Origin of the sequence: Ideonella lacteola (assembly GCF_038066555.1) — a bacterium.
Taxonomy (GTDB): Bacteria; Pseudomonadota; Gammaproteobacteria; order Burkholderiales; family Burkholderiaceae_C; genus Ideonella; species Ideonella lacteola.
The window spans coordinates 40,590-59,687 of record NZ_JBBUTG010000025.1 but is presented as its reverse complement, the minus strand read 5'-3'; the positions used below and the strand labels follow the sequence as shown (position 1 = coordinate 59,687).

Annotated in this window: 18 protein-coding genes; 11 read left to right on the top strand and 7 right to left on the bottom strand. The window is 67.8% G+C overall.

The window, feature by feature from the left end:
• The first annotated feature begins 246 nt into the window (after window positions 1-246).
• Entirely contained in the window at window positions 247-1,314 is a 1,068-nt protein-coding gene (gene rsgA, locus AACH06_RS25205; RefSeq protein ID WP_341428564.1) for a ribosome small subunit-dependent GTPase A, read from the top strand.
• Between the two features lie 194 nt (window positions 1,315-1,508).
• Window positions 1,509-2,519 (top strand): YncE family protein, encoded by a 1,011-nt coding sequence (locus AACH06_RS25200; protein ID WP_341428563.1) that lies wholly within the window; start codon window positions 1,509-1,511, stop codon window positions 2,517-2,519.
• A gap of 191 nt (window positions 2,520-2,710) precedes the next feature.
• Here AACH06_RS25200 and AACH06_RS25195 read toward each other — a convergent pair whose 3' ends face one another.
• The 5 genes from AACH06_RS25195 to AACH06_RS25175 all read right to left on the bottom strand — a co-directional run bounded on the left by AACH06_RS25195 (window position 2,711) and on the right by AACH06_RS25175 (window position 8,303).
• Window positions 2,711-3,283, bottom strand: coding sequence for a peroxiredoxin (locus AACH06_RS25195; protein WP_423222082.1), 573 nt, complete (start codon window positions 3,281-3,283; stop codon window positions 2,711-2,713).
• A 32-nt stretch (window positions 3,284-3,315) separates the two neighbouring features.
• The gene (locus AACH06_RS25190) at window positions 3,316-3,789 is read right to left on the bottom strand and encodes a YybH family protein (protein ID WP_341428562.1); all 474 of its coding nucleotides are present in this window, start codon (window positions 3,787-3,789) and stop codon (window positions 3,316-3,318) included.
• A 60-nt stretch (window positions 3,790-3,849) separates the two neighbouring features.
• Window positions 3,850-5,043 carry a hypothetical protein gene (locus AACH06_RS25185; protein WP_341428561.1) on the bottom strand — a complete coding sequence of 398 codons (1,194 nt, stop codon included), beginning with the start codon at window positions 5,041-5,043 and terminating at the stop codon, window positions 3,850-3,852.
• Window positions 5,044-5,046: 3 nt separating this feature from the next.
• Complete coding sequence (locus AACH06_RS25180) at window positions 5,047-5,934, bottom strand: hypothetical protein (RefSeq protein ID WP_341428560.1); 888 nt, start codon at window positions 5,932-5,934, stop codon at window positions 5,047-5,049.
• 299 nt (window positions 5,935-6,233) lie between these two features.
• Complete coding sequence (locus AACH06_RS25175; protein ID WP_341428559.1) at window positions 6,234-8,303, bottom strand: S9 family peptidase; 2,070 nt, start codon at window positions 8,301-8,303, stop codon at window positions 6,234-6,236.
• Between the two features lie 213 nt (window positions 8,304-8,516).
• On the opposite strand from AACH06_RS25175, the gene AACH06_RS25170 reads away from it, so the two are divergent.
• From AACH06_RS25170 to AACH06_RS25160, 3 genes are all read left to right on the top strand, one after another.
• The gene (locus tag AACH06_RS25170) at window positions 8,517-9,437 is read left to right on the top strand and encodes a DUF808 domain-containing protein (RefSeq protein ID WP_341428558.1); all 921 of its coding nucleotides are present in this window, start codon (window positions 8,517-8,519) and stop codon (window positions 9,435-9,437) included.
• A gap of 121 nt (window positions 9,438-9,558) precedes the next feature.
• Window positions 9,559-9,783, top strand: coding sequence for a hypothetical protein (locus tag AACH06_RS25165; protein WP_341428557.1), 225 nt, complete (start codon window positions 9,559-9,561; stop codon window positions 9,781-9,783).
• A 226-nt stretch (window positions 9,784-10,009) separates the two neighbouring features.
• Entirely contained in the window at window positions 10,010-11,086 is a 1,077-nt protein-coding gene (locus AACH06_RS25160) for a hypothetical protein (protein ID WP_341428556.1), read from the top strand.
• Between the two features lie 24 nt (window positions 11,087-11,110).
• Here AACH06_RS25160 and AACH06_RS25155 read toward each other — a convergent pair whose 3' ends face one another.
• Window positions 11,111-11,857, bottom strand: coding sequence for a hypothetical protein (locus AACH06_RS25155; RefSeq protein WP_341428555.1), 747 nt, complete (start codon window positions 11,855-11,857; stop codon window positions 11,111-11,113).
• 275 nt (window positions 11,858-12,132) lie between these two features.
• The gene (locus AACH06_RS25150) at window positions 12,133-13,314 is read right to left on the bottom strand and encodes an alkane 1-monooxygenase (protein ID WP_341428554.1); all 1,182 of its coding nucleotides are present in this window, start codon (window positions 13,312-13,314) and stop codon (window positions 12,133-12,135) included.
• Between the two features lie 99 nt (window positions 13,315-13,413).
• On the opposite strand from AACH06_RS25150, the gene AACH06_RS25145 reads away from it, so the two are divergent.
• From AACH06_RS25145 to AACH06_RS25120, 6 genes are all read left to right on the top strand, one after another.
• The gene (locus AACH06_RS25145) at window positions 13,414-14,271 is read left to right on the top strand and encodes an AraC family transcriptional regulator (protein WP_341428553.1); all 858 of its coding nucleotides are present in this window, start codon (window positions 13,414-13,416) and stop codon (window positions 14,269-14,271) included.
• A 101-nt stretch (window positions 14,272-14,372) separates the two neighbouring features.
• A complete protein-coding gene (locus tag AACH06_RS25140; protein ID WP_341428552.1) occupies window positions 14,373-15,305 on the top strand; it encodes a DMT family transporter in 933 nt (310 codons plus the stop codon).
• Window positions 15,306-15,359: 54 nt separating this feature from the next.
• The gene (locus AACH06_RS25135; protein WP_341428551.1) at window positions 15,360-16,373 is read left to right on the top strand and encodes a MerR family transcriptional regulator; all 1,014 of its coding nucleotides are present in this window, start codon (window positions 15,360-15,362) and stop codon (window positions 16,371-16,373) included.
• A gap of 48 nt (window positions 16,374-16,421) precedes the next feature.
• The gene (locus tag AACH06_RS25130) at window positions 16,422-17,294 is read left to right on the top strand and encodes a class I SAM-dependent methyltransferase (RefSeq protein WP_341428550.1); all 873 of its coding nucleotides are present in this window, start codon (window positions 16,422-16,424) and stop codon (window positions 17,292-17,294) included.
• A gap of 180 nt (window positions 17,295-17,474) precedes the next feature.
• Window positions 17,475-17,981: a DinB family protein gene (locus tag AACH06_RS25125; protein ID WP_341428549.1), complete on the top strand. Its 507-nt coding sequence runs from the start codon at window positions 17,475-17,477 to the stop codon at window positions 17,979-17,981.
• 15 nt (window positions 17,982-17,996) lie between these two features.
• On the top strand, window positions 17,997-18,962 hold the full coding sequence (locus tag AACH06_RS25120) for a tRNA dihydrouridine synthase (protein ID WP_341428548.1): 966 nt from the start codon (window positions 17,997-17,999) through the stop codon (window positions 18,960-18,962).
• The last annotated feature ends 136 nt before the right edge of the window (window positions 18,963-19,098 follow it).

Below are 19,098 nucleotides of genomic sequence, written 5' to 3'. Positions count from 1 at the left end.
AGTCTGTTGCCGCTGACCGGCGCTGACACTTCGGGTTGATCCCGCGCCGTCGCCCTGACGGCGTGTGGCCGGTGATACCGGCCCCCGGTTTCCGACCGATGTCCATTGCTCCGGCACCGACTGCCGGGCGATCCGCACCTCCCCCTCGCTGAGCCCAGGCCTCCAGGCCGGGCTGCCGCATGCGCGTGCCTCATGAAGCCGGCCGCGCAGACGGACCTCCTTTGCCTGACGCGGATCACCCCAGTCATGTTCGACACGATCGATTTCCACGCGCTGCGCCGAATCGGCCTCACCCAAGGCCTGGTGGCGCAGATGTTCAACCTTCAAACCGAACCCGGTGACCGCCTGATGCGCGTCATCGAGGTACACCGCGATCGGGTGCAGTTGCACGACGGCGATCGCGAACATGTCGCCCAGGTCTGGCCCACCCTGCGCATGGCCCTGCAGATGCAAGGCGAGGTGCTGGTGGTGGGCGACTGGGTGGCCGCCCGCGGCGGTGAAGCAGGCGAAGCCCTGTGGGCCGCGGTGCGCGTGCCGCCGGTCAATCACTTGGTGCGCCGCAACGGCAGCGGGCTGCGCCAGACGCTGGTCAGCAACGTCGACACCGCTCTGCTGGTGATGGGCGCAGGACAAGACTTCAACCTTCGTCGCCTTGATCGCTACCTCGCGCTGGTGCGCCTCGCGCAAGTGGCCCCGGTCGTGGTGCTCAGCAAGGCCGATCTGTGTACCGACCCTCGGGCGCGCGTCGAGGCGGTTCGCCACCACACCGGCGGCCGGGTGGATGTGCTCGCATTGAACGGCCTGGATCGGAGCAGTGCCGACGCCCTGGGCCCATGGCTGGGCGAAGGCCAGACGCTGGTGTTGCTCGGCTCCAGTGGTGCCGGCAAGAGCACCCTCACCAACCTGCTCAGCGGTGCATCGCAGGACACCGGTGGCGTGCGCCGTGGCGATGAGCATGGGCGCCACACCACCACCGCCCGATCGCTGCACCGCTGCATCAGCGGCGCGTGCATCATCGACACGCCCGGCCTGCGCGGCCTGCAACTGGACGCGGATGAAGCGCAACTGGACGAGGTGTTCGACGACATCTCGCGGCTGGCGCCGATGTGCCGCTTTCGCGACTGCCAGCACGAAGATGAGCCGGGCTGTGCGGTGCGCCCGATCGTGCCGGCCGGTCGGCTGCTGAGCTATCACAAGCTGCAGCGCGAGGCGCAGCGCCATGAGCAGACGATCTTCGACCGTCACAAGCTGCTCAGCGAATGGAAGGCCCGTGGAAAGAGTGCTCGCGTGGTTGCGCGCCTGAAGCGTGGCTGAACAGTGGGGTGATCACTTTCCATTTTTGCTGGCTCATCGTCTGAGCCACTGCTTTCCTACACTGTGTTCTGCACTGACAGACGGCACCGATGGGACACCGCTCGAAACGATTCGTGGTGGTGAATGGGAGGGCTGCCGGTCGGTGTGGCGCGCCCATCCGGTCGCGCCTGCTTTTTGCAGTTCATGGAGGAACTATGACGTTTCAGACCACGTGGATCCGGCACTTGGCTTGGTTGGCAGTCGCCTTGGCAGGCTCGGCTCAGGCCGAGGCGCTGGCGAGTGGCTTCATCCCGGCCCCGGGCCGGGCCGACATCGCTTTCGACAGCGCCAACCAGGTGCTCTACATCAGCGGCGGAGCCGAGGTGCGGCGTTTCGATTTCGCCAGCAAGAGCTTCCTCGCGCCGTTGGCACTCGGTGGCACGACGATGGGCATGGACATCTCGGCCGATGGCAAGCGCCTGGCGGTGGCCAACGCAACGCGCGGGGCGAACGAAAACTTCGTCGACATCGTGACGCTGAAGAGCGGCAAGACCAAGCGCGTGTCGTTCCCGCTGGCGTTTTACGAAGGTGGCACCCACGCGGTGGCCTACGACGCCGACGGCAAGCTGCTGGTCACGAGCCGCTTCGAGGGCTCGGGTTGGACACCTTTGCGTCGCCATGACTCAGCCACGGGCCTCAGCGAAGAGCTGGGTCAGTTGTCGGCCGCGGCGATGGTGAGCCCCAGCCCCAATCACCGCTATGTGGCGGTTGCCGAGGGCAACATCTCCAGTGGCCCCTACGGGCGCTACACCACCGGTGATGCGAGCTACCAATCAAGCCAGACGACCAACTGGTTCTTGTTCGACATCGCGATCGCGCCGAACGGCTCTCAGATGGCGGTGCCCACCTACAGCGGCACCTTCATCGATGACGCGAAGAAGACCTTCCCCAAGGTGGGCACCTACGCGGGCCAAACGCCGATCGGCGGTGCCTACGCGCCAGCGGGCGATGTCGTGTACTTCCCGTTCGCTCAGAGCAACTTCGTGGCCGAGTACGACCGCAAGACGATGACCGAACGCCGGCGTTTCACCGTGCCGGGCCAGTTCGACTGGGTGGGCAACGGCGCTTTCTCTGAGGGCCGCACCAAGGTGTCGTCCGACGGCCGGCTGTTGTTCGTGACGCTGGACGACGGCGTCTTCTACCAGGAGCTGGCGGCCGCGAAATGAGCGGTTGAGCGGCGATTGATCGGGAGGGGCCGAGGAGGCAACGGCCGCGCAGACGGCCGTCGAATCAGGTGGCGATGCCAGGGAAGGGCCGCCGCATGACAGGCAGCGAAGACTGCCGCAGGGGAGGAGCTGATGGCGGGTTGGCGCGTGTGTGCCAGCCCGCCACTCAGTCTTTCAGCAGGGCCGAGGGGTCAAGGCTTGGCGGGCTGGCCCGCCTTCCACTGCTCTACCGCCTTCATGGCCGCGCTGACGTGGCCGTCGGGATCCAGCGACGAATAGGCCAGCAGTACTTTGCCCTGCGGGCTGATCACGTAAGAGATTCGGCCGGCCATGTTGGGCACGACGGCCATGGTGGCGTCGTACTGCTTGATGATCTTGGCGCCCGGATCGGCGGCGACCGTGAACTGATTGCGGCAGGCCTCCACCGAGAATTTCTTCAGGGTGTCGATGTCGTCGTTGGACATGCCAAGCACCGTCGCGCCCATGGCCGCAAACTTCGGCGTGGCTTCGGCGAACTGGTGGGCCTCGACCGTGCAGCCGCTGGTGAAGGCCTTGGGATAGAAGTACAGCACCACCGGGCCCTTCTTCAGCGCGTCGGCGAGCACGAAGCGGTAGGGCTGCCCCGCCAGGGCGGCGTCGGCGGAGAAGTCCGGGGCCGGTGCCCCGATGGCCAGTGCGGCATGGGCTGCCGGCATCGACAGGCTGGCCAGGCAAAGGGCAACGGCGCTGATGGCGCGCCCCCGGGGCGAGAAGACGTTGTTCATGTCAGGCGTGGTGTGGGGTGGAGAAGCAACCCCTATTGTTTCGGGCAATCACAGGCGTCGTTGCCCATGTCCAGGATGATCCGCCACACGCCAGGGGCTTCCTGGCGCCACACCGAATTGAAGCGGGCCACCAGCTTGCCCGCCGGGTCGCGCACCGGGCCGCTGCTGAGCGCAAGCTGGCCATCGGTCATCACCAGCACGTTGTCGGGCTCCCACGAGAACGGCGCCTGGGGCCCGTCGAAGAATTTCTTCCATGCAGCAGTCACCTCGCCAGGGCCCCGCAGAGGCCCCTTGCCGCCCTGGAACACCGTGTCGGCCGACAGGAAGCGGGTGAACGCGGCGAGGTCACGGTCGGCCATCGTCTTCGCGAATGCGCGTTCGGTCTGCATGACGCTTTGTCGCAAGGCCTCGGCATCCGGCGTCAGTGCACCGGATTGCCCGTGGGCGAGGGTCACCAGGCCCAGGGCACAGCCCAAGGTGGTGAAGAGTCGAAGTGGCGTAGGCATGGTTGGGGGCGGGTTTTGGCAAGACGGTCTGTGCGTTTTACCAGCAGCGCCGCCTCCCCATCAGGGGCCCGACCCCAGGTTGTTGAGCTGGTCTTCGGCTTCGCGCACGTCCTTGGTGTACTCGGCGAGGTAGCGCGAGCGCTCTTCGCTGGTCCACTCCGCGTTGGAGAAGGCCACCAGCGGGTAGTCCTGGGTGCGGTGCACCAGGCCGACGCGTCGTGGCATCAGGGCCCGATCCGGGAAGGCGTCTGGCTTGAGCAGAAAGGCCTCGACATCGCGCAATGCCAGCGGAAACGCCGGTTGCATGTCGCGCAGCAGCTTGCCGAACAACTGCAGCCTGAACTCGCCAGGCCCGACGCCGAGCTCTTCGTTGAAGTTCACCAGCGCCACCGGCCGGCCGTTGGCATCGTCGATGCGGCCGCTGACCACGTAGCGGCCAGCCTGCTGGATCTGCACTGGCAGGTACAGGTTCAACGAGCCCTTCTCGACCGCCTCGCGCACCACACCGCCCCAGACGGCAGGCGCGCCGGGAGAGTGGATGACATCGAAGAACGCGTAGCCTGGCTGGTCGCCTGCCTGAAGCGCGAGCTCGACACGAATCACGCCATCCAGCTCGGCGAATCCGTCGCGCGCCGGTTGCAGCCTGAAGCTCAACACGCCGTCACCGGCCGTCGCATCACCCCCACGGCCGTCGTCGGTGAACTGGATTGACACGGGAGCCACCCGCGAAGGCTTCAACCCAGTGGCACCCTCGTGTGCCATCGCACGTGGCACCTGCATGGGGACGATGCGGCCTTCGCCATCGACCGCCGCCACGGTGAACAGCACGCTCTCGTCGCCTGCCGAGTAGACCCGCTCCTGCGTGGTTCGCAAGTTCAGCCCATCGACGGTCGCACCGCCGGCTACACGCAGCGGGCGCTCGTTGACCACGGGCTCGAAGGGTCGGACCTGGTCGGGGTGCTCGGCAAGGGGCCGGGACTCGTGCGGGTAGCGCGTGGCCAGGCGATAGCTGTCCAGCGTGTGCCTGGCGCGCTGCAGGCGCTGCTCCCACAGCGCCCGCGCCGCCGCCTTGTCGGCATGGCGCGGGGCTGCGGGCTTCGCGCTGTCGGCCATTGGCGCCACGGGCTCGGAGGGGGCGGCCAGGGCCACCGCCGGTGAGGGCGCGGCCTGGGGGCTGTCGTCAGCAGCCCACCACAGCAGCGCTGCGCCGAGCCCCAGCGCCACCACGACGGTGGCGGTGCGACGTGGCTGCATGGCTCAGCGCGCGTTGGCTTCCATGTCGGCGCGCACCTTGCTCATGATGCCGCCCCAGTTGCCGTTGGTGTAGTGGTTGAACGACTCGCCGTTGTCCCGGAAGATCACCGAGTGGTAGCCCCACTTCGCGCGGCCGCCTTCGTTCTTCGCGGTGCCCAGGGTCAGGTCGTTGCAGAACCAGTCCGAGGGGTTGCAGAACGAGCCGTTGCCGCTGCCAGAGACGCCGCCGCTGGAGTGGTAGGCGATGGCCTCGTCGTCTTGCCCTGGCAGCACGAACGAGTAGAGCGTGCCGCTGGCGCCGGCGTACATGTAGAACCAGGTGGCCCGCGTGGAGCTGTGGTCGTACATGGCGCGTGCCGTGGAGGTTTTCAGGTCGGAGACCAAGGGTTCGTCGAGTGCCCAGTCACCCGCATCGGCCAGTTCAGAGCCACCGGCCGCGCCGCCGCCCACATCGACCCACTTGATGTTCCAGCCCGTCTGCGAACTGCCGTTGAGGTTGCCGCATTGGCCCCCGCTGTTCGGCGACGCGTTCTTCACCATGCGCGAGGTGCCGCCGTACATCGCCAGTGCATAGCCGATCTGCAAGTCGCCCGCGCTGTGTGCTGCGATGTAGCACCAGTTCTGCCCGGTGCAATAGCAGTCGAGCGCATCGCGCACGAGGTAGTTCTGGTCGGAGATGTGGTTGTAGCCGTCCCAGTTGACGGACTTCTTGTTGACGCCGGCATTGGCCGTGGCCGGCCCCCAGTAGCTGAAGTCGGCGTGGTTGCCGAGTTGGCCGCCGCCGGTGCGGCCGTTGATCCACAGAGAGTAGTTCGTCGCATGCGCCAGGGCCCAGAACCCTGCTGCGAACAACACGAACCACGACACCCCACGCACGATGCGTTTCGCCATGCTCGTCTCCTGCAGTTTTTAAAATAGCACGCTCGTTCGAAAACGTGCCCGCACACTATGCGACGGAGCCGCGGACGTGAGCAACGGGGGAATTCCCGACGCGACGATCGTGCACGGTGGCTTGGCGATTGCTACGTGCGCTACGTGCGCGCGAGACGAGGCCCGGCTTGGTTGCTGCGACGTACGTTGGGTGCGTTCCGAGGGCGGGCGGGCAGACGCGCGCAGCAAAAAGCCGCCCGGAGGCGGCTGAGAAAGTTGCCATGGCAGTGGGGCCTTGGCGACCCTCCACCGAACGCCCGTCAGGGCAGCTTCATCGTGTCCTTCAGGAAGAGCACGGTGGCGTAGAACTGGTAGTCAGCGTTCTCCTTGCGCTGGAAACCGTGGCCTTCGTTCTCCGCACGCAGGTACCACACCGGTGTGCCGTTGGCTCGCGCTTTCTGCACGATCTGCTCGGCCTCCGTCCATGGCACCCGCGGGTCATTTCGGCCCTGCACCACGAACAGCGGCTTGGTGATGCGCGCAGCATTCGTCAGCGGCGAGATCTGTTCCAGGAAAGCCTTCATCGCGGGGTCGCGCTCGTCACCGTACTCCACCCGACGCAGGTCGCGCCGGTAGCTTTCGGTGTTGTTCAGGAAGGTGACGAAATGCGAGATGCCGACGACATCGATCGATCCGGCGATGCGGTTGGCGTAGTGCGTGGAAACGGCCAGGCTCATGTAGCCGCCGTAGCTGCCGCCTGCCACCACGATGCGTGACGCATCCAGGTTAGGCTGGGTGACGATCCAGTCCAGCAAGGCGCCAATGTCCTTGACCGAATCCTCGCGCTTCATGCCATTGTCCAGCGCCACAAAGGTCTTGCCGTAGCCGGTCGATCCGCGAACGTTCGGCTGCAGGATGGCGATGCCCATCTCCTCGACGAAGTAGTTGTTGCGGTTCAGGAAGCCGAACTGCGCCTGGCCTTCCGGGCCGCCATGGATGTTGATCAGCACCGGGCGCTTGCCGGTGAAGCGCGCGGGGGGCAGGGTGAGCAGGCCCGAGATGGTGCGACCGTCGAAGCTCTTCCAGCGCACGATCTGCTGCGGCGCAAAGCGGCTGGGGTCGACACCGGCCGGCGCGTACGCGCGGGTCCATTGCTGCACGTCGCCGCTGGCGGGATCCAGGCTGTAGATCTGGCTCGGACCCGCCGAGCCGTTCAGGCCGAAGGCCAGCTCGCCACGCTGCGGGTGGAAGTGCAGGCCCCCCAGGTTGCCGGCCGGCAGCGGTGGCACGTTCACTTCCTTGAGGCGGCGAGCGTCGAACAGGTGCAACTTGCCCTGGCCATCTTCGTTGATGTTCAGCGCCGCCAGCTTGCCGTCGTCCGACAAGGCCGTGCCGGCCACGTCCCACGCGATGTCGCTCGTGACGCGGGTGATGCGTCCATTGGCCAGGTCCACCCGTTGCAGCTCGTTGAATTCGCCCGCGGCGTCGCTGGTGAAGAACAGCGCCTTGCTGTCGCGGGAAAAGCCCGCGGCCAGGTGCGTGGCGCGCGTCTTGCTGCCCGCCTTGGGCAGCAGTTGCCGGCGCTGGCCAGTCGCCAGGTCGAGCAGCCACACCTGCGATTCGTTGGCCGAGAGGTAGTTCGTCAGCGCGACCCGCTTGTTGTCCCAGGACACGTGCGAGGCGTTCCAGCCACCGCCCGGCAGCTCGGCCACCTTGCGGCGGGCATCGGGCTTTTGCGGGTCCAGCATCCACAGCGTGGTGTTGATGGTGGAGCGCGCGCCGCCAGCAGCCGTGCGGTCCAGCGGCACCGAGCTGTACAGCAATTGGCTCGGCGTTCCGCGCTTCTCGTGCAGCCAGGTCTCGAAGTTGTGGCGCTGGTCCGGGTCGGTCAACAGGTTGACCGTGCGGGTCTCCAGATCCATGCGGTAAAGCTGGTTCACCTCGTTGCCACCTGCGGCACGCTCGAAGACGATGTAGCGGCCTTCCAGCGGCTCGTACTGCGCACTGGTGACGGGGTCGGCGAAGTCGGTCAGGCGCTCGGGCTCGGCCATCGGGGCCGACACGCGAAAGAGCTGCGGCGTGCTGCCGCCGGCGGGCCGATGCGCCACCAGCATCTCGCGCTTTTGCGGGTGCCAGTCGACAAAAGCGTGGCCGCGGAAATCGGTGTACTTGTCGACCGCCTGCACCAGGCTGCGGGGTACGGCCGGAATGCCCTCGACATGCAGATTGGCGTTCGGTGCGAGCACCTCGACGGGCGGCGGTGCCACGGGGGCCGGCGCGGGAGCCGGGGGCGGGGTGGAGCTGGCGCAGGCGGTGAGCATCAGCACCGTCGCGGCGGCCAGCGCGGCCAGGCGGCTGCCGGGTCGTTGTAGCAGGGCAGGGGTCTTCATGGCGAAGCTTGTTTTCTCACATCAGGTGTCGGCGAATGCGCGGTCGGCGTCATTCATGAGCGATGCAGCCGGCCGGGGTGGGGCGGGCGCCGCGGCACTGTACGGCAAGGCGGCCCAGTCGCCGGCTTTGGGGGGCATGGTGGTGAACGGCCGCCATGCCGGTTCGCCACAGGCTCTAACATCGCGCGTTTTGCTCATCTGCCGAGACCCGCCATGGCCGCTGCCAGCCTGCTTGCCCTGATCGACGACATCGCCACCGTGCTGGACGATGTGGCTGTGCTCACCAAAGTGGCGGCGCAGAAGACCGCCGGCGTGCTGGGCGATGACCTCGCGCTGAATGCCCAGCAGGTCGCCGGTGTGCGCGCCGAGCGGGAGCTGCCGGTGGTCTGGGCCGTGGCCAAAGGTTCGCTGATGAACAAGGCCATCCTCGTGCCGGCCGCGCTGGCCATCAGCGCCGTTGCGCCGTGGCTGATCACGCCGCTGCTGATGATCGGCGGCGCCTACCTGTGCTTCGAGGGCGCCGAGAAGCTGGCGCACCGCTGGTTCCACAGCGCCGCCGACGATGACGCCCAACACGCCGAGCTCACCAAGGCCCTGGTTTCCGGCGAGACCGATCTGGTCGCCTTCGAGAAAGACAAGATCAAGGGCGCGGTCCGCACCGATTTCGTGCTATCAGCGGAAATCATTGCGATCACCCTGGGCAGCGTCGCCGGCACGGCGCTCAGCACCCAGGCCACTGTGCTGGCGCTGGTGGCGGTGGTGATGACGGTGGGCGTCTACGGTTTTGTGGCCGGCATCGTGAAGCTGGACGACGCGGGCCTGGCGCTCAGCCGCCGCCCCGGCGCGTTCGCGCAGAAGTTCGGCGCCTTGCTTCTGGCTGCGGCGCCATGGCTGATGCGGGGGCTGGCCATCGTTGGCACGGCTGCGATGTTCCTCGTGGGCGGCGGCATCCTCGTCCATGGCGTGCCGGCCGTGCACCACGCGATCGAGGCGCTGTCGGCCTCCGTGCCCGCGGTGGATTGGCTGGTGACGGCGCTGGCCAACGCGCTGCTGGGCGTGCTGGCTGGGTTCGTCGTCGTGGCCGCCGTGGTGGCCGGCGGTGCAGCCAAGCGCCGCTTGTCGGACAAACGCTGACACCACGTCGCGTCGGGCACCGACAGCGTTCATCGACGTCGAGCCGCTGCGCCCGCCGGTGGCGGTGCCTACAGTGAGGGCCATACCACCGAATCCTTCCGGTGCCTGCGGAGACTGAAAAATGGACGAAATCCGTGTCGCGGCCCAGCCTACAGCCAAGCGCTTCGAGCTTCGCTTTCAGTCGCTGTTCAATCAGGGGCGCGCGATGGTCTTCCCATGCGATGAGCAGGGCCAGGTCGACATCGACGCGCTGAGTGAGCGAGCACGTGAAAACTACCTGTATGCCCGCGCGGTGATCGGCTTCGAGTTCGCGACGCCCGCCGTCACGCCCGACTACTCACACTGAGTTCGGCCCCGATCCCGCACCGCCTCGCGTCGCGAAGAACGGCGCGCACCTCCTCACCGCACCCCCTGACCACCCCTGAATCTAGGGGAACCTAATTTGGTGCCCAGGCAACCCGATCGAGGGATGGAAGGCACCGGCTTCGCCCTCCAGACTGCAGCCACACTGAACGCCATGTCGAGCGTCAGGGCACCCACGGCACGGGCCGTGGCAGTCATGGAGGGACACCATGCTGATCTGCGACAAGCTCGTGTTCATCGAGCTTCAAAAGACGGGGTCCACCCACATCAAGCAACTGTTGCGTGAGCTGGTGGGCGGCCTCAACGACGGCAAGCACAACACGCCTGACCGCGCCTTGCTCAGCCGCGGTTTGCCCTTCGTGGGCTCGGTGCGAAACCCCTGGCTCTGGTACCTGTCTCTGTGGTCGTATGGCTGCCAGGGCAAGGGTGAGCTGTTCCAGCGACTGACCAACGAAAAGCGCTGGCAGCGCCTGCGCGAGAAAGCCGCGTCGCGCCAACCGACACAGGAAAACAGCGCCGAAGGCGCGCGGCCTGGAGCCCCCAGCCCTGAACGCCGCCTGCCCTTGGATTGGGACGTCGAGCGTGCCCGCTCTTGGTACGCCGATCCCGACGACGCGCATGCATTTCGCGAATGGCTGCAGGCGGTGCTTGCGCGCCGGGCGATGCGACAGATGTTGATGGCGGGGTACGGCAAATCGCCGCTCGGAAAGGCGGCGGGCCTGATGACCTACCGCTACTTCAGCCTGTTCGTGCAGGGGGCCGATCAATTGGGCCCGATGTTCGACAGCCTGCCCGCGCTGCAGGTGATGGACCGCTCGAACTGCATCGTCAGCCACTTCATCCGCAATGAATCGCTGGCCACCGACTTCATCGAAACCCTTGAGGCCTGTGGCGTGCCGCTGAACGACGCGCAGCGCGACCAGGTGCTCTCGGCCCGCAAGGTGAACACGTCGACGCGGCCCCACGGGCCGTCGTACTACTACGACGACGAGAGCATCAAGCTGGTGGCTCGCCGCGAGAAGTTCATCATCGACAAGTTTGGCTACGCTGGCGCGGCACCACGGCGGCAGGCTGCGAGCGCCGGGACAGTGCCCGCGGATGTGCCGGTGCGGCGGCTGGCCCCCTTACCTCGCCCCGTGGCCGAGCCAGCGCCAAGGGCCGAGCCGGTTCCCGAGGCGGTACCGATGCTGTCGGCCGGTGCGCGGCTGATGGCGGAAGCCGAGGCGGCCCGCCAGCGACGCAAGGAACGCCACGCCGAGTGGATGCATGCGGCAGCGGGGGCCTGAACCTGCCGCTGCGGTTGGCATTGCTCAGCCCGCCAAGGGCATGCCGTGCTCACGGGCGTATCGACGCACGGCCTCCGCATTCGTGAAGCGCTCTTCCAGCGAACTGCTGTTCTGCCGCTCGCCGGCACCCGGTGCAGGCGCAGCGAGGGCGGGGTTGACGCCAAGGAACGCCAGCAGGGCGTCGCGTTGCGCATCGATGTGCTCGGTATCGATCTCGAACAGTTCGTGGCCTGCCACCTGCTCGCGGATGGTGGCGTAGCGTGAGCTGACTTTCTCGCAGTAGGCGGCAAACGCCTTGGGCTTGAACTCGATGCGCGGCGCCTCGGGCTCAGGCTGGCCGGCCGCCGCACGCCGCTTCTTGCCCTTGCTGCTCCACTCGCCGGTGATCTTGGCGATCTGCAGCGACGACCATTGGGCCAGCAGGTTGTTGCGGCGCAGCAGGATCACCTTCCAGGCCGGGTCGGCCGAGACATGGTCGATCACGCGTTCATCGTGGTGCAGCATCATCTTGAAGCCGAAGACCGGCTTGGCCGCGGGCCCATGGGCGCACAGGCCCATCAGCTTGTCGAGGTAGACGATCGGCTGCTCGGCCAGCAGCGTCATCATCTGCTCGTCGTAGTAGCCGAGCCGCTTCAGTGCGCCGCCATGCGGGTTGAAGACCTCGCCCAGGCAGGCCACCTGCGCGTGCGCTTCGAGCGCGGCCACCAGATGCGAACTTCCCGAACGGGGTGTCGAGAGAATCACATAGCGCTGGAGCGGGGGAATCGGCATGGCGGCTGCCTCGACGACGTACTGCACAACCTCCGCGCCAGCAGGTGCTTCACCTGCCGGGCGGTTTCGTCACGCTTGGCATCGTAAGTAGCCGAACCGCCGTCGAACAGCCCCTAACGTGGTATCAGGGTGACCCCTTGTTTGCCCCGCGATGAACTTCCCGCTCCGTCACCCGGGCAGGCCTGATTGCACCAAGGTGGCGCTCAGGGTCGCGTTCAAGTGCGCGCTTCAGTGCGCGCTCAAGGGCGCGTTCAACGGCGCGCTCAAGCGCACGTTCAGGGGCGAGCGCGTGGGCGGTAGCGCTCGATCAGCGCTTCGCGCCGGGAAGGGTGCAAGTTCGCACGCGTCAGGTCGCCGCCGTAGTGCGCGGCGACGCGCGGGTCCATCAACCTGAACCACAGCGGTGGCACATAGGCCGCCAACAGCATCGCCGAGTAGCCTGAGGGCAACTGCGGGCTCTGCGCGAAGTGCCGCAGCGCCTGATAGCGGCGCCCCGGATGGGCGTGGTGGTCGCTGTGCCGTTGCAGCTGATAAAGGAACAGGTTCGACAGCACGTGGCTCGAGTTCCACGAATGCGTCACGTCGCAGGGCTCGTGCCGGCCATCGGCCCGCCGTGCCCGCAGCAGGCCGTAGTGCTCGATGTAGTTGACCACCTCCAGCAGCGATGCGCCATAGAACGCCTGCACCGCCAGGAACAGCAGCACCTTGGCCCCGAATGCGACGGCCAAAGCGCCGTAGAGCAGCACGGTCATCGACCAGGACTGCAACACCTCGTTGCGCCAATGCCAGGCGGGCAGCCCCCGCTGTGCCATGCGCCCCGCCTCGATGTGCCAGGCTGAGCGAAGGCCGCCCCACATCGTGCGCGGCAGAAAGCGCCAGAAGCTCTCGCCCATGCGGGCACTGGCCGGGTCTTGGGGCGTTGCCACCCGCAGGTGATGTCCCCGGTTGTGCTCGGTGTAGAAGTGGCCGTACGCCACCGGAGCCAGCGTCACCCGCGAGAGCCACCGTTCCCAACGCGGCCGTTTGTGGCCCAGCTCGTGGGCCGTGTTGATGGCCACCCCGTTGATGCCGCCCACCGTCAGGATCAGGCCGATCCAACCCGCTGGCGTGAGCGGTGCCGAGGCCGCCACCGCGCAGCCGAGGGCGGTGGCCGCGAATTGAAAGGGGATGAACGCCACGACGATCGCGCGGTAGTAGTTGTCGGCCTCCAGGGTGGCCACGCTCGCTTCAGGCGGGTTGCGGTCATCCGGGCCCAGCAGCGCATCGACCAGCGGGATCACGCCATACATGATCCCGGGCAGCAGCCAGAGCCAGAACACCTCACCGGTGCGCTGGAAGTTCAGCAGGTGCCAGGCGGCCGAAAAGGCGAAGAACGGGCTCAGCAGCCACAGGTAGCGGCGCGGATCGCGCCAGGGCCGGGCCGGGGCACCGAGAGGCGTCAGCGTGTTGTCGCTCATCTGCTTATCGTCGCGCGCACGGCGGTGTGGGTCAACGGAGGGCCGACCCGACCCCGTCGGCGGCAGGGGCCGCCGGGGCGCTGGGGCATGATCGCGCCCATGTCTGTTGCCCCGCGCCACCACTGCCACGTCCTCGGCTCGCCCTGGCCGGGCGTTCACGGCACGGTGATCGACAGCGGAAGGCACTATGGGCGACATTGGCACGGCACCTTTGGGCTCGGCCGGCTGGAGCGCGGTGCGCAGCGCTCGGCCAGTGGCCGCGGCGAGGTCGAGGCGGTCGCCGGTCAGCTGATCACCACCAACCCGGGTGAAGTGCACGATGGCCGGCCGATCGATGGAGCGCCGCGCCGCTGGCGCATGGTTTACCTGGAGCCGGCGGTGCTGGCGTCGATGGCGCCGGGGGCTCCCAGCCACACGGAACTCGCCCGCCCGGTGGTCAGTGACCCTCCGGCTGCCCACGCGCTGGGGCGGTTGCTCGATCGGCTCGAGCGCTGGAACGCCGGCGCGACCACGGCCGCGGACGTGCTGGCCTGCGAAGAGTCGCTGGTCGCCTGCTGCGCGGCCGTGCTGAGCCGCCATGCCACGCGCGCACCCGAGGCCGTGCCGAGCGGCCCGGCCCACCACCGCTTGCTGCGGGTGCGCGACCGGCTGGGTGACGAGATGGCTGACGTGCCCGATCTGGCGACGCTGGCGCAGGAGGCGGGTGGCCTGAGCCGTTTCCAGTTGCTGCGGCACTTCCAGCGCGCCTTTGGCCTGACGCCCTATGCCTGGCTGCTGCAGCGCCGCGCCGAGCATGCCCGCGGGTTGATCCGCCAGGGCGTGGGGTTGGCGCAGGCTGCGGCGGCCTGCGGCTTTGCCGATCAGAGCCACATGACACGCACTTTCAGCCGCCACTTCGGCTTCACCCCGGGGGCCTGGCAACAGGCCGTGCGCCCCCGGCCGAAGCCAGGAGGCTGATGCCTCGTCGGGGGTGACGCGGCCCGCTGCTTGCAACCACGTTCAATACGCGTGCCAGCCCCTTGGCCAGACTGCGGCCCGTTTCAACCGACGGGGTCTGCATGTCGCCCACACGTTCGTCTTCAACACTCCCGTCTCACCACGCGGCGCGCGATGCCCTGATGGGGCCCTGGCTGTGCGGCCTGGCGATGGTGCTCGTGGGCAGCACCGTGGTCGTCAGCCGCTTGATTGGCGATGCGATCGAGCCCTTCCTTGCCACGGCGTTGCGCCATGCCGCGGCGCTGCCGGTGTTCCTGCTGATGATGTTCGCGCGGCGTGAGGCCTGGCCGAGGGTCGGCTGGCGCGATGGGGCGCTGCTGCTGGTGCAGGCCGCTGCCGGCAGCGTGGGCTACACCGTGCTGCTGATCGAGGGCGTTCAGCGCTGTGGGCCGGCGGATGCGGGCATCGTGGCTGGCACCTTGCCGGCGGTGTCGGCGCTGGTCTGCGCTGGGTGGCTGGGCGAGCGGCCGGGCTGGCGCCTGTGGGCGGCCATTGCGCTGGCCACGGTGGGCGTGCTGGCGGTGGCGGCCAGCCCCGCGGCGGGTGAGGCAGCACCGCTGCGCTGGCTGGGCATCGCGCTGGTGCTGGCCGCGATCGGTTGCGAGTCGTTGTTCATCCTGGCCAACAAGCGTCTGAGCATGCCGATCTCGCCGCTGGCGCTGTCGACCCTGATGAGTGCGGGTGGCTTGCTGCTCTGCCTCGTGCCCGCCGCCTGGGCGTGGGGCTCGTCGCCGACGGTCTGGACGGCTGATGCGGTGTCGGCGGTTCTGTACTACGCCTGGGTGCCCACGGTCGGCGGCTTTCTGCTCTGGTACGCCGGCAGCGCCCGCACCACGGGGACACGGGCCTCCTTGGCCACCGCGTGGTTGCCCGTGTCGGCACTGATGCTGTCGGCGCTGTGGTTTGGCGAGCCGATCCGTGCGGTGCAGTGGATGGGGTTGGGCTGCGTGCTCGCGGCGGTGGTGCTGGCGGCGCTTGACTCTCACGCAGCGTGAGGGTTGATACTCGGGCCACCTTTTCCCATCTCCCCCCCGGAAGCAGGAGCGTTCGTGCTGAAAGTTGGCGAACTCGCCCGGCGCAGCGGCCTCACCGTCCGCACGCTGCATCACTACGACAGCATCGGCCTGTTGCAGCCGTCCGCCCGGTCCGAGTCGGGCTACCGGCTCTACGGCGATGCCGACATCGAGCGGCTGCACGCCATCCAGGCGTTGCGGGGCATGGGCTTGTCGTTGGCTGAGATCGGGCCCTTGCTCGGGGAGGGCGATCGGGCCCAGGTGCCTGCGCTGGTCGCGCGGCAGATCGCGCAGTTGGATGAGCAGATCGAACGCAGCCAGCGCCTGCGCGAACAACTGGTCTTGACCCAGACCTTGCTCGCCCGTGGCGGGCGCCCACCACCGGAGGATTGGCTCGCCGGCCTGTTGCTGATGAACACCTGCCAGCAGTATTTCAGCCCCGAGGAAACGCGGCGCCTGTTTGAGGATTGGCGGCGTCTGGAGGCCGACAGCACCGCGTTGATCGGCGAGTTTTGCCAGGCGCGCGAAGGCGGGGTTCCGGCTGACGACATCGAGCTGCAGCCGCTGGTGCGACGTTGGATGCGGCTCACCATGCGCTGGATGCGTGGCGACGAAGCGATGCTCGACCGCTGGCGGCAGATGCGCCGCGCCCATCCCCCCACGCGTGGAGGCGGCGGGCTGGACGCGCCGACGCTGCACTACATCGAGCAAGCGGTGCAGGCCCGGCTGGACGTGCTCATGCGGTACTTGTCGCCTGAGGACATCGATCGCCTCGACAAGACCCTCGACGATGCCTGGGACGACCTGGTCGAGCGGATCATGTTGCTGGTGCGCCAGGGCACGACACCCGGCGACCCGGCCGTCCGGCCGCTGGTGCGTGAGTGGTTCGACCTGATGGGGCGCTTGACCCGGCACGACGATGCGCTGCGTGCCCGGCTGATCGAGGCCCATTCCAGGGAGCCCTTTTTGCGCGCAGGCGCGGCCATGACGCCAGCGGCGCGCGAATTCATCCAGCAGGCGATCGCAGCGCTTGACCCTCACCCCACGTGAGCCCGCAGAGTGCGGCTTCGATGTTCAACACAGAACTGGAGCACTCCGATGTGGCAAGCCCCCGACAACCTGATCCACCGTGGCCAACCGAGCCGCACCGCGTGGCGCGTGGCCGAGCAGCGCGCCGTACATGCCTTGCTGGACGACCCGGTCGTGCACCACGACCCAGTGGCCTTGACCATGCTAGGCGCCGACGAGGCGCAGCGGCTGAGAGCGAATCCGTTTTCGTGCAACGACCCGATGTCGCGTGGCTTGCGCGCGGCGGTGGTGGCGCGCAGCCGCATTGCCGAGGATGAGTTGGCGCGTCGCGTGTCGATGGGCGTTCGGCAGTATGTGGTGCTGGGGGCCGGGCTCGATACCTTCGCCGCGCGCAATGTGCATGCGGCCGCCGGGCTGAAGGTGTTCGAGGTGGACCATCCGTCGACCCAGCGCTGGAAGCGCGAGGCCTTGGCGACCGCCGGGCTGGCGACACCGGAGGTGGTCTTCGTACCGGCCGATCTTGAACGGGCAGATCTCATGGCCACGCTGGCCGCGGCGGGCCTGCAACTGCATGAGCCCGTCTTCGTGGCCTGGTTGGGGGTCACCTACTACCTGAGCGCCGCGGCAGTGAGATCCACGCTGCACGCCATCGCCCAAAGCCGGGCAGGCAGCGGCATCGTTTTCGACTATCGCGTGCCCCCGATGCAGTTGAACCTGATCGAGCGCACGGTCATCCATGCGGTGGCCATGCAGCTGGCGGCTCAAGGCGAGCCCTGGCGGTCGGATTTCGAGCCCGACAGCCTCGTGCGAGAGCTGCAGACCATGGGCTTCACCGACGTGGTGGACCTGGACGGCCCGGCGATCAACCAGCGCTGTTTCGACCGTCGCCGGGACGGCCTGCACGCTGGCAACGCCATGCACATCATTTGTGCCAGCGTTTGACGCGACGGCGTCAGAACTTCCTGGTGGGGCGATGGCTGAGCGGGAGTCGGTGCGCGGGCCTGGTGAAGCGCTGGCCATCAGTGAGAAGCAGTGCCGGTCGCGGACCGTCTTGAGCGGCCGGTTGCCGGGTGGGCCGGCCGCCCGCTGCACAATGCGCGGGCCGTTGATGACACCACCGCCATGAGCACCTCTTCCCTGCTGCTGTCCCTCTTCCAGTACAAGGCCTGGGCCAACACCGAATTGTTCGCCGAGCTGCGCAAGGTCGATGGTGAAGCCCACCCCGCCGAGCGCCATTCGGCGATCCGTGTGCTGAACCACATCCACGTGGTCGATCGCATCTTCGTCGCGCACCTGTCGGGCACACCGCACACCTACACCGCGACCAACACCCCAGAGACGCCCACACTCGACGAACTGCAGGCCGCAGTGAGCGCCACCGACCAGTGGTACATCGACCATGTCCGGGCGTTGACACCCGGACAGCTGCGCGAGCCGGTCAGCTTCACGTTCACCGACGGTGCCCGCGGTTGCATGTCGCGCGAGGAGATCCTGCTCCATGTGATCACGCATGGGGGCTATCACCGTGGCGCCGTGGGGCAGACGATGCGCCAGGCCTCGGTGGCGCCGCCGCGTGATCTATTTACCCGCTACCTCCACATCGCCGAGCCCGAACGCCGCGAGCGTTGATCCGGCCAGAACGAGATGCAGTTGCTCTTGGCCCCGATGGAGGGCCTGCTGGACCATCACCTGCGCGACATGCTCACGCGCGTCGGCGGCATCGATCGCTGCGTGAGCGAGTTCATCCGCGTGACGGACACCCTGCTGCCCGAGCGTGTCTTCTTCCGCATCATTCCCGAGCTGGCCCATGGGGGCTGCACGCCGTCGGGCGTACCCGTGCGGGGCCAGTTGCTCGGGTCCGATCCGGTCTGCCTGGCTGACAACGCAGGCCGCTTGGCCTCGCTGGGGCCCACGGGGGTGGACCTGAACTTCGGCTGTCCGGCCAAGGTGGTGAATCGCCACGGCGGCGGTGCGGCCTTGCTCGATGACCCCGAGCTGCTGCACCGCATCATGGCGGCCGTGCGTTCGGCGGTGCCGGCACACCTGCCGGTGTCGGCCAAGATGCGGCTGGGCACCGAGAGCCACGCCCAGGCGGAAGACTGCGTGCTGGCGCTGGCCACGGGCGGCGCCAGCGAAATCGTGGTGCATGCCCGCACCAAGCGCGATGGGTACCGGCCCCCTGCCTACTGGGAGCGCATCGCGGATCTGCGCCGGGTGGTCGAGGTGCCGCTGGTGGCCAATGGCGAGATCTGGTCGGTCGAAGATGCCCTGCGCTGTCGCGAGGTGAGCGGCTGCAGCAGCCTGATGCTGGGGCGCGGCATGGTGTCCGACCCTGGCCTGGCGTGGGCCATCCGCGAGGCGCTCGGCCAGGCGGTGTCCACGCCGACGGGCGAGACGGCCGCGCTCGATTGGCCACGCCTGGTGGGCCTGCTGCATGTCTTCTGGGCCGGCATCGAGCGCCACATCACGCCGCGGCACCGTCCGGGCCGGCTCAAGCAGTGGCTGAATTTTCTGCGCCGCCGGTTCCCTGAAGCCGAGGCCGCCTACCAGCAACTTCGCACGGTCAACGAGCCCGCCGCCATGCGGCAGGCCTTGTACAGCCTGCGGTGATGCTGGACAGTCGCGCCTACGATGGGCGGGTTTCCGGGCGTCTGCGCTCCGTTGTCGAGCCGATCGAGGCGGGTTTGTCCATGCGGTTTGTGGGCCTGTGGCGCCCCGTCGCCGAAGCTGGCCTTGATTTGCACGG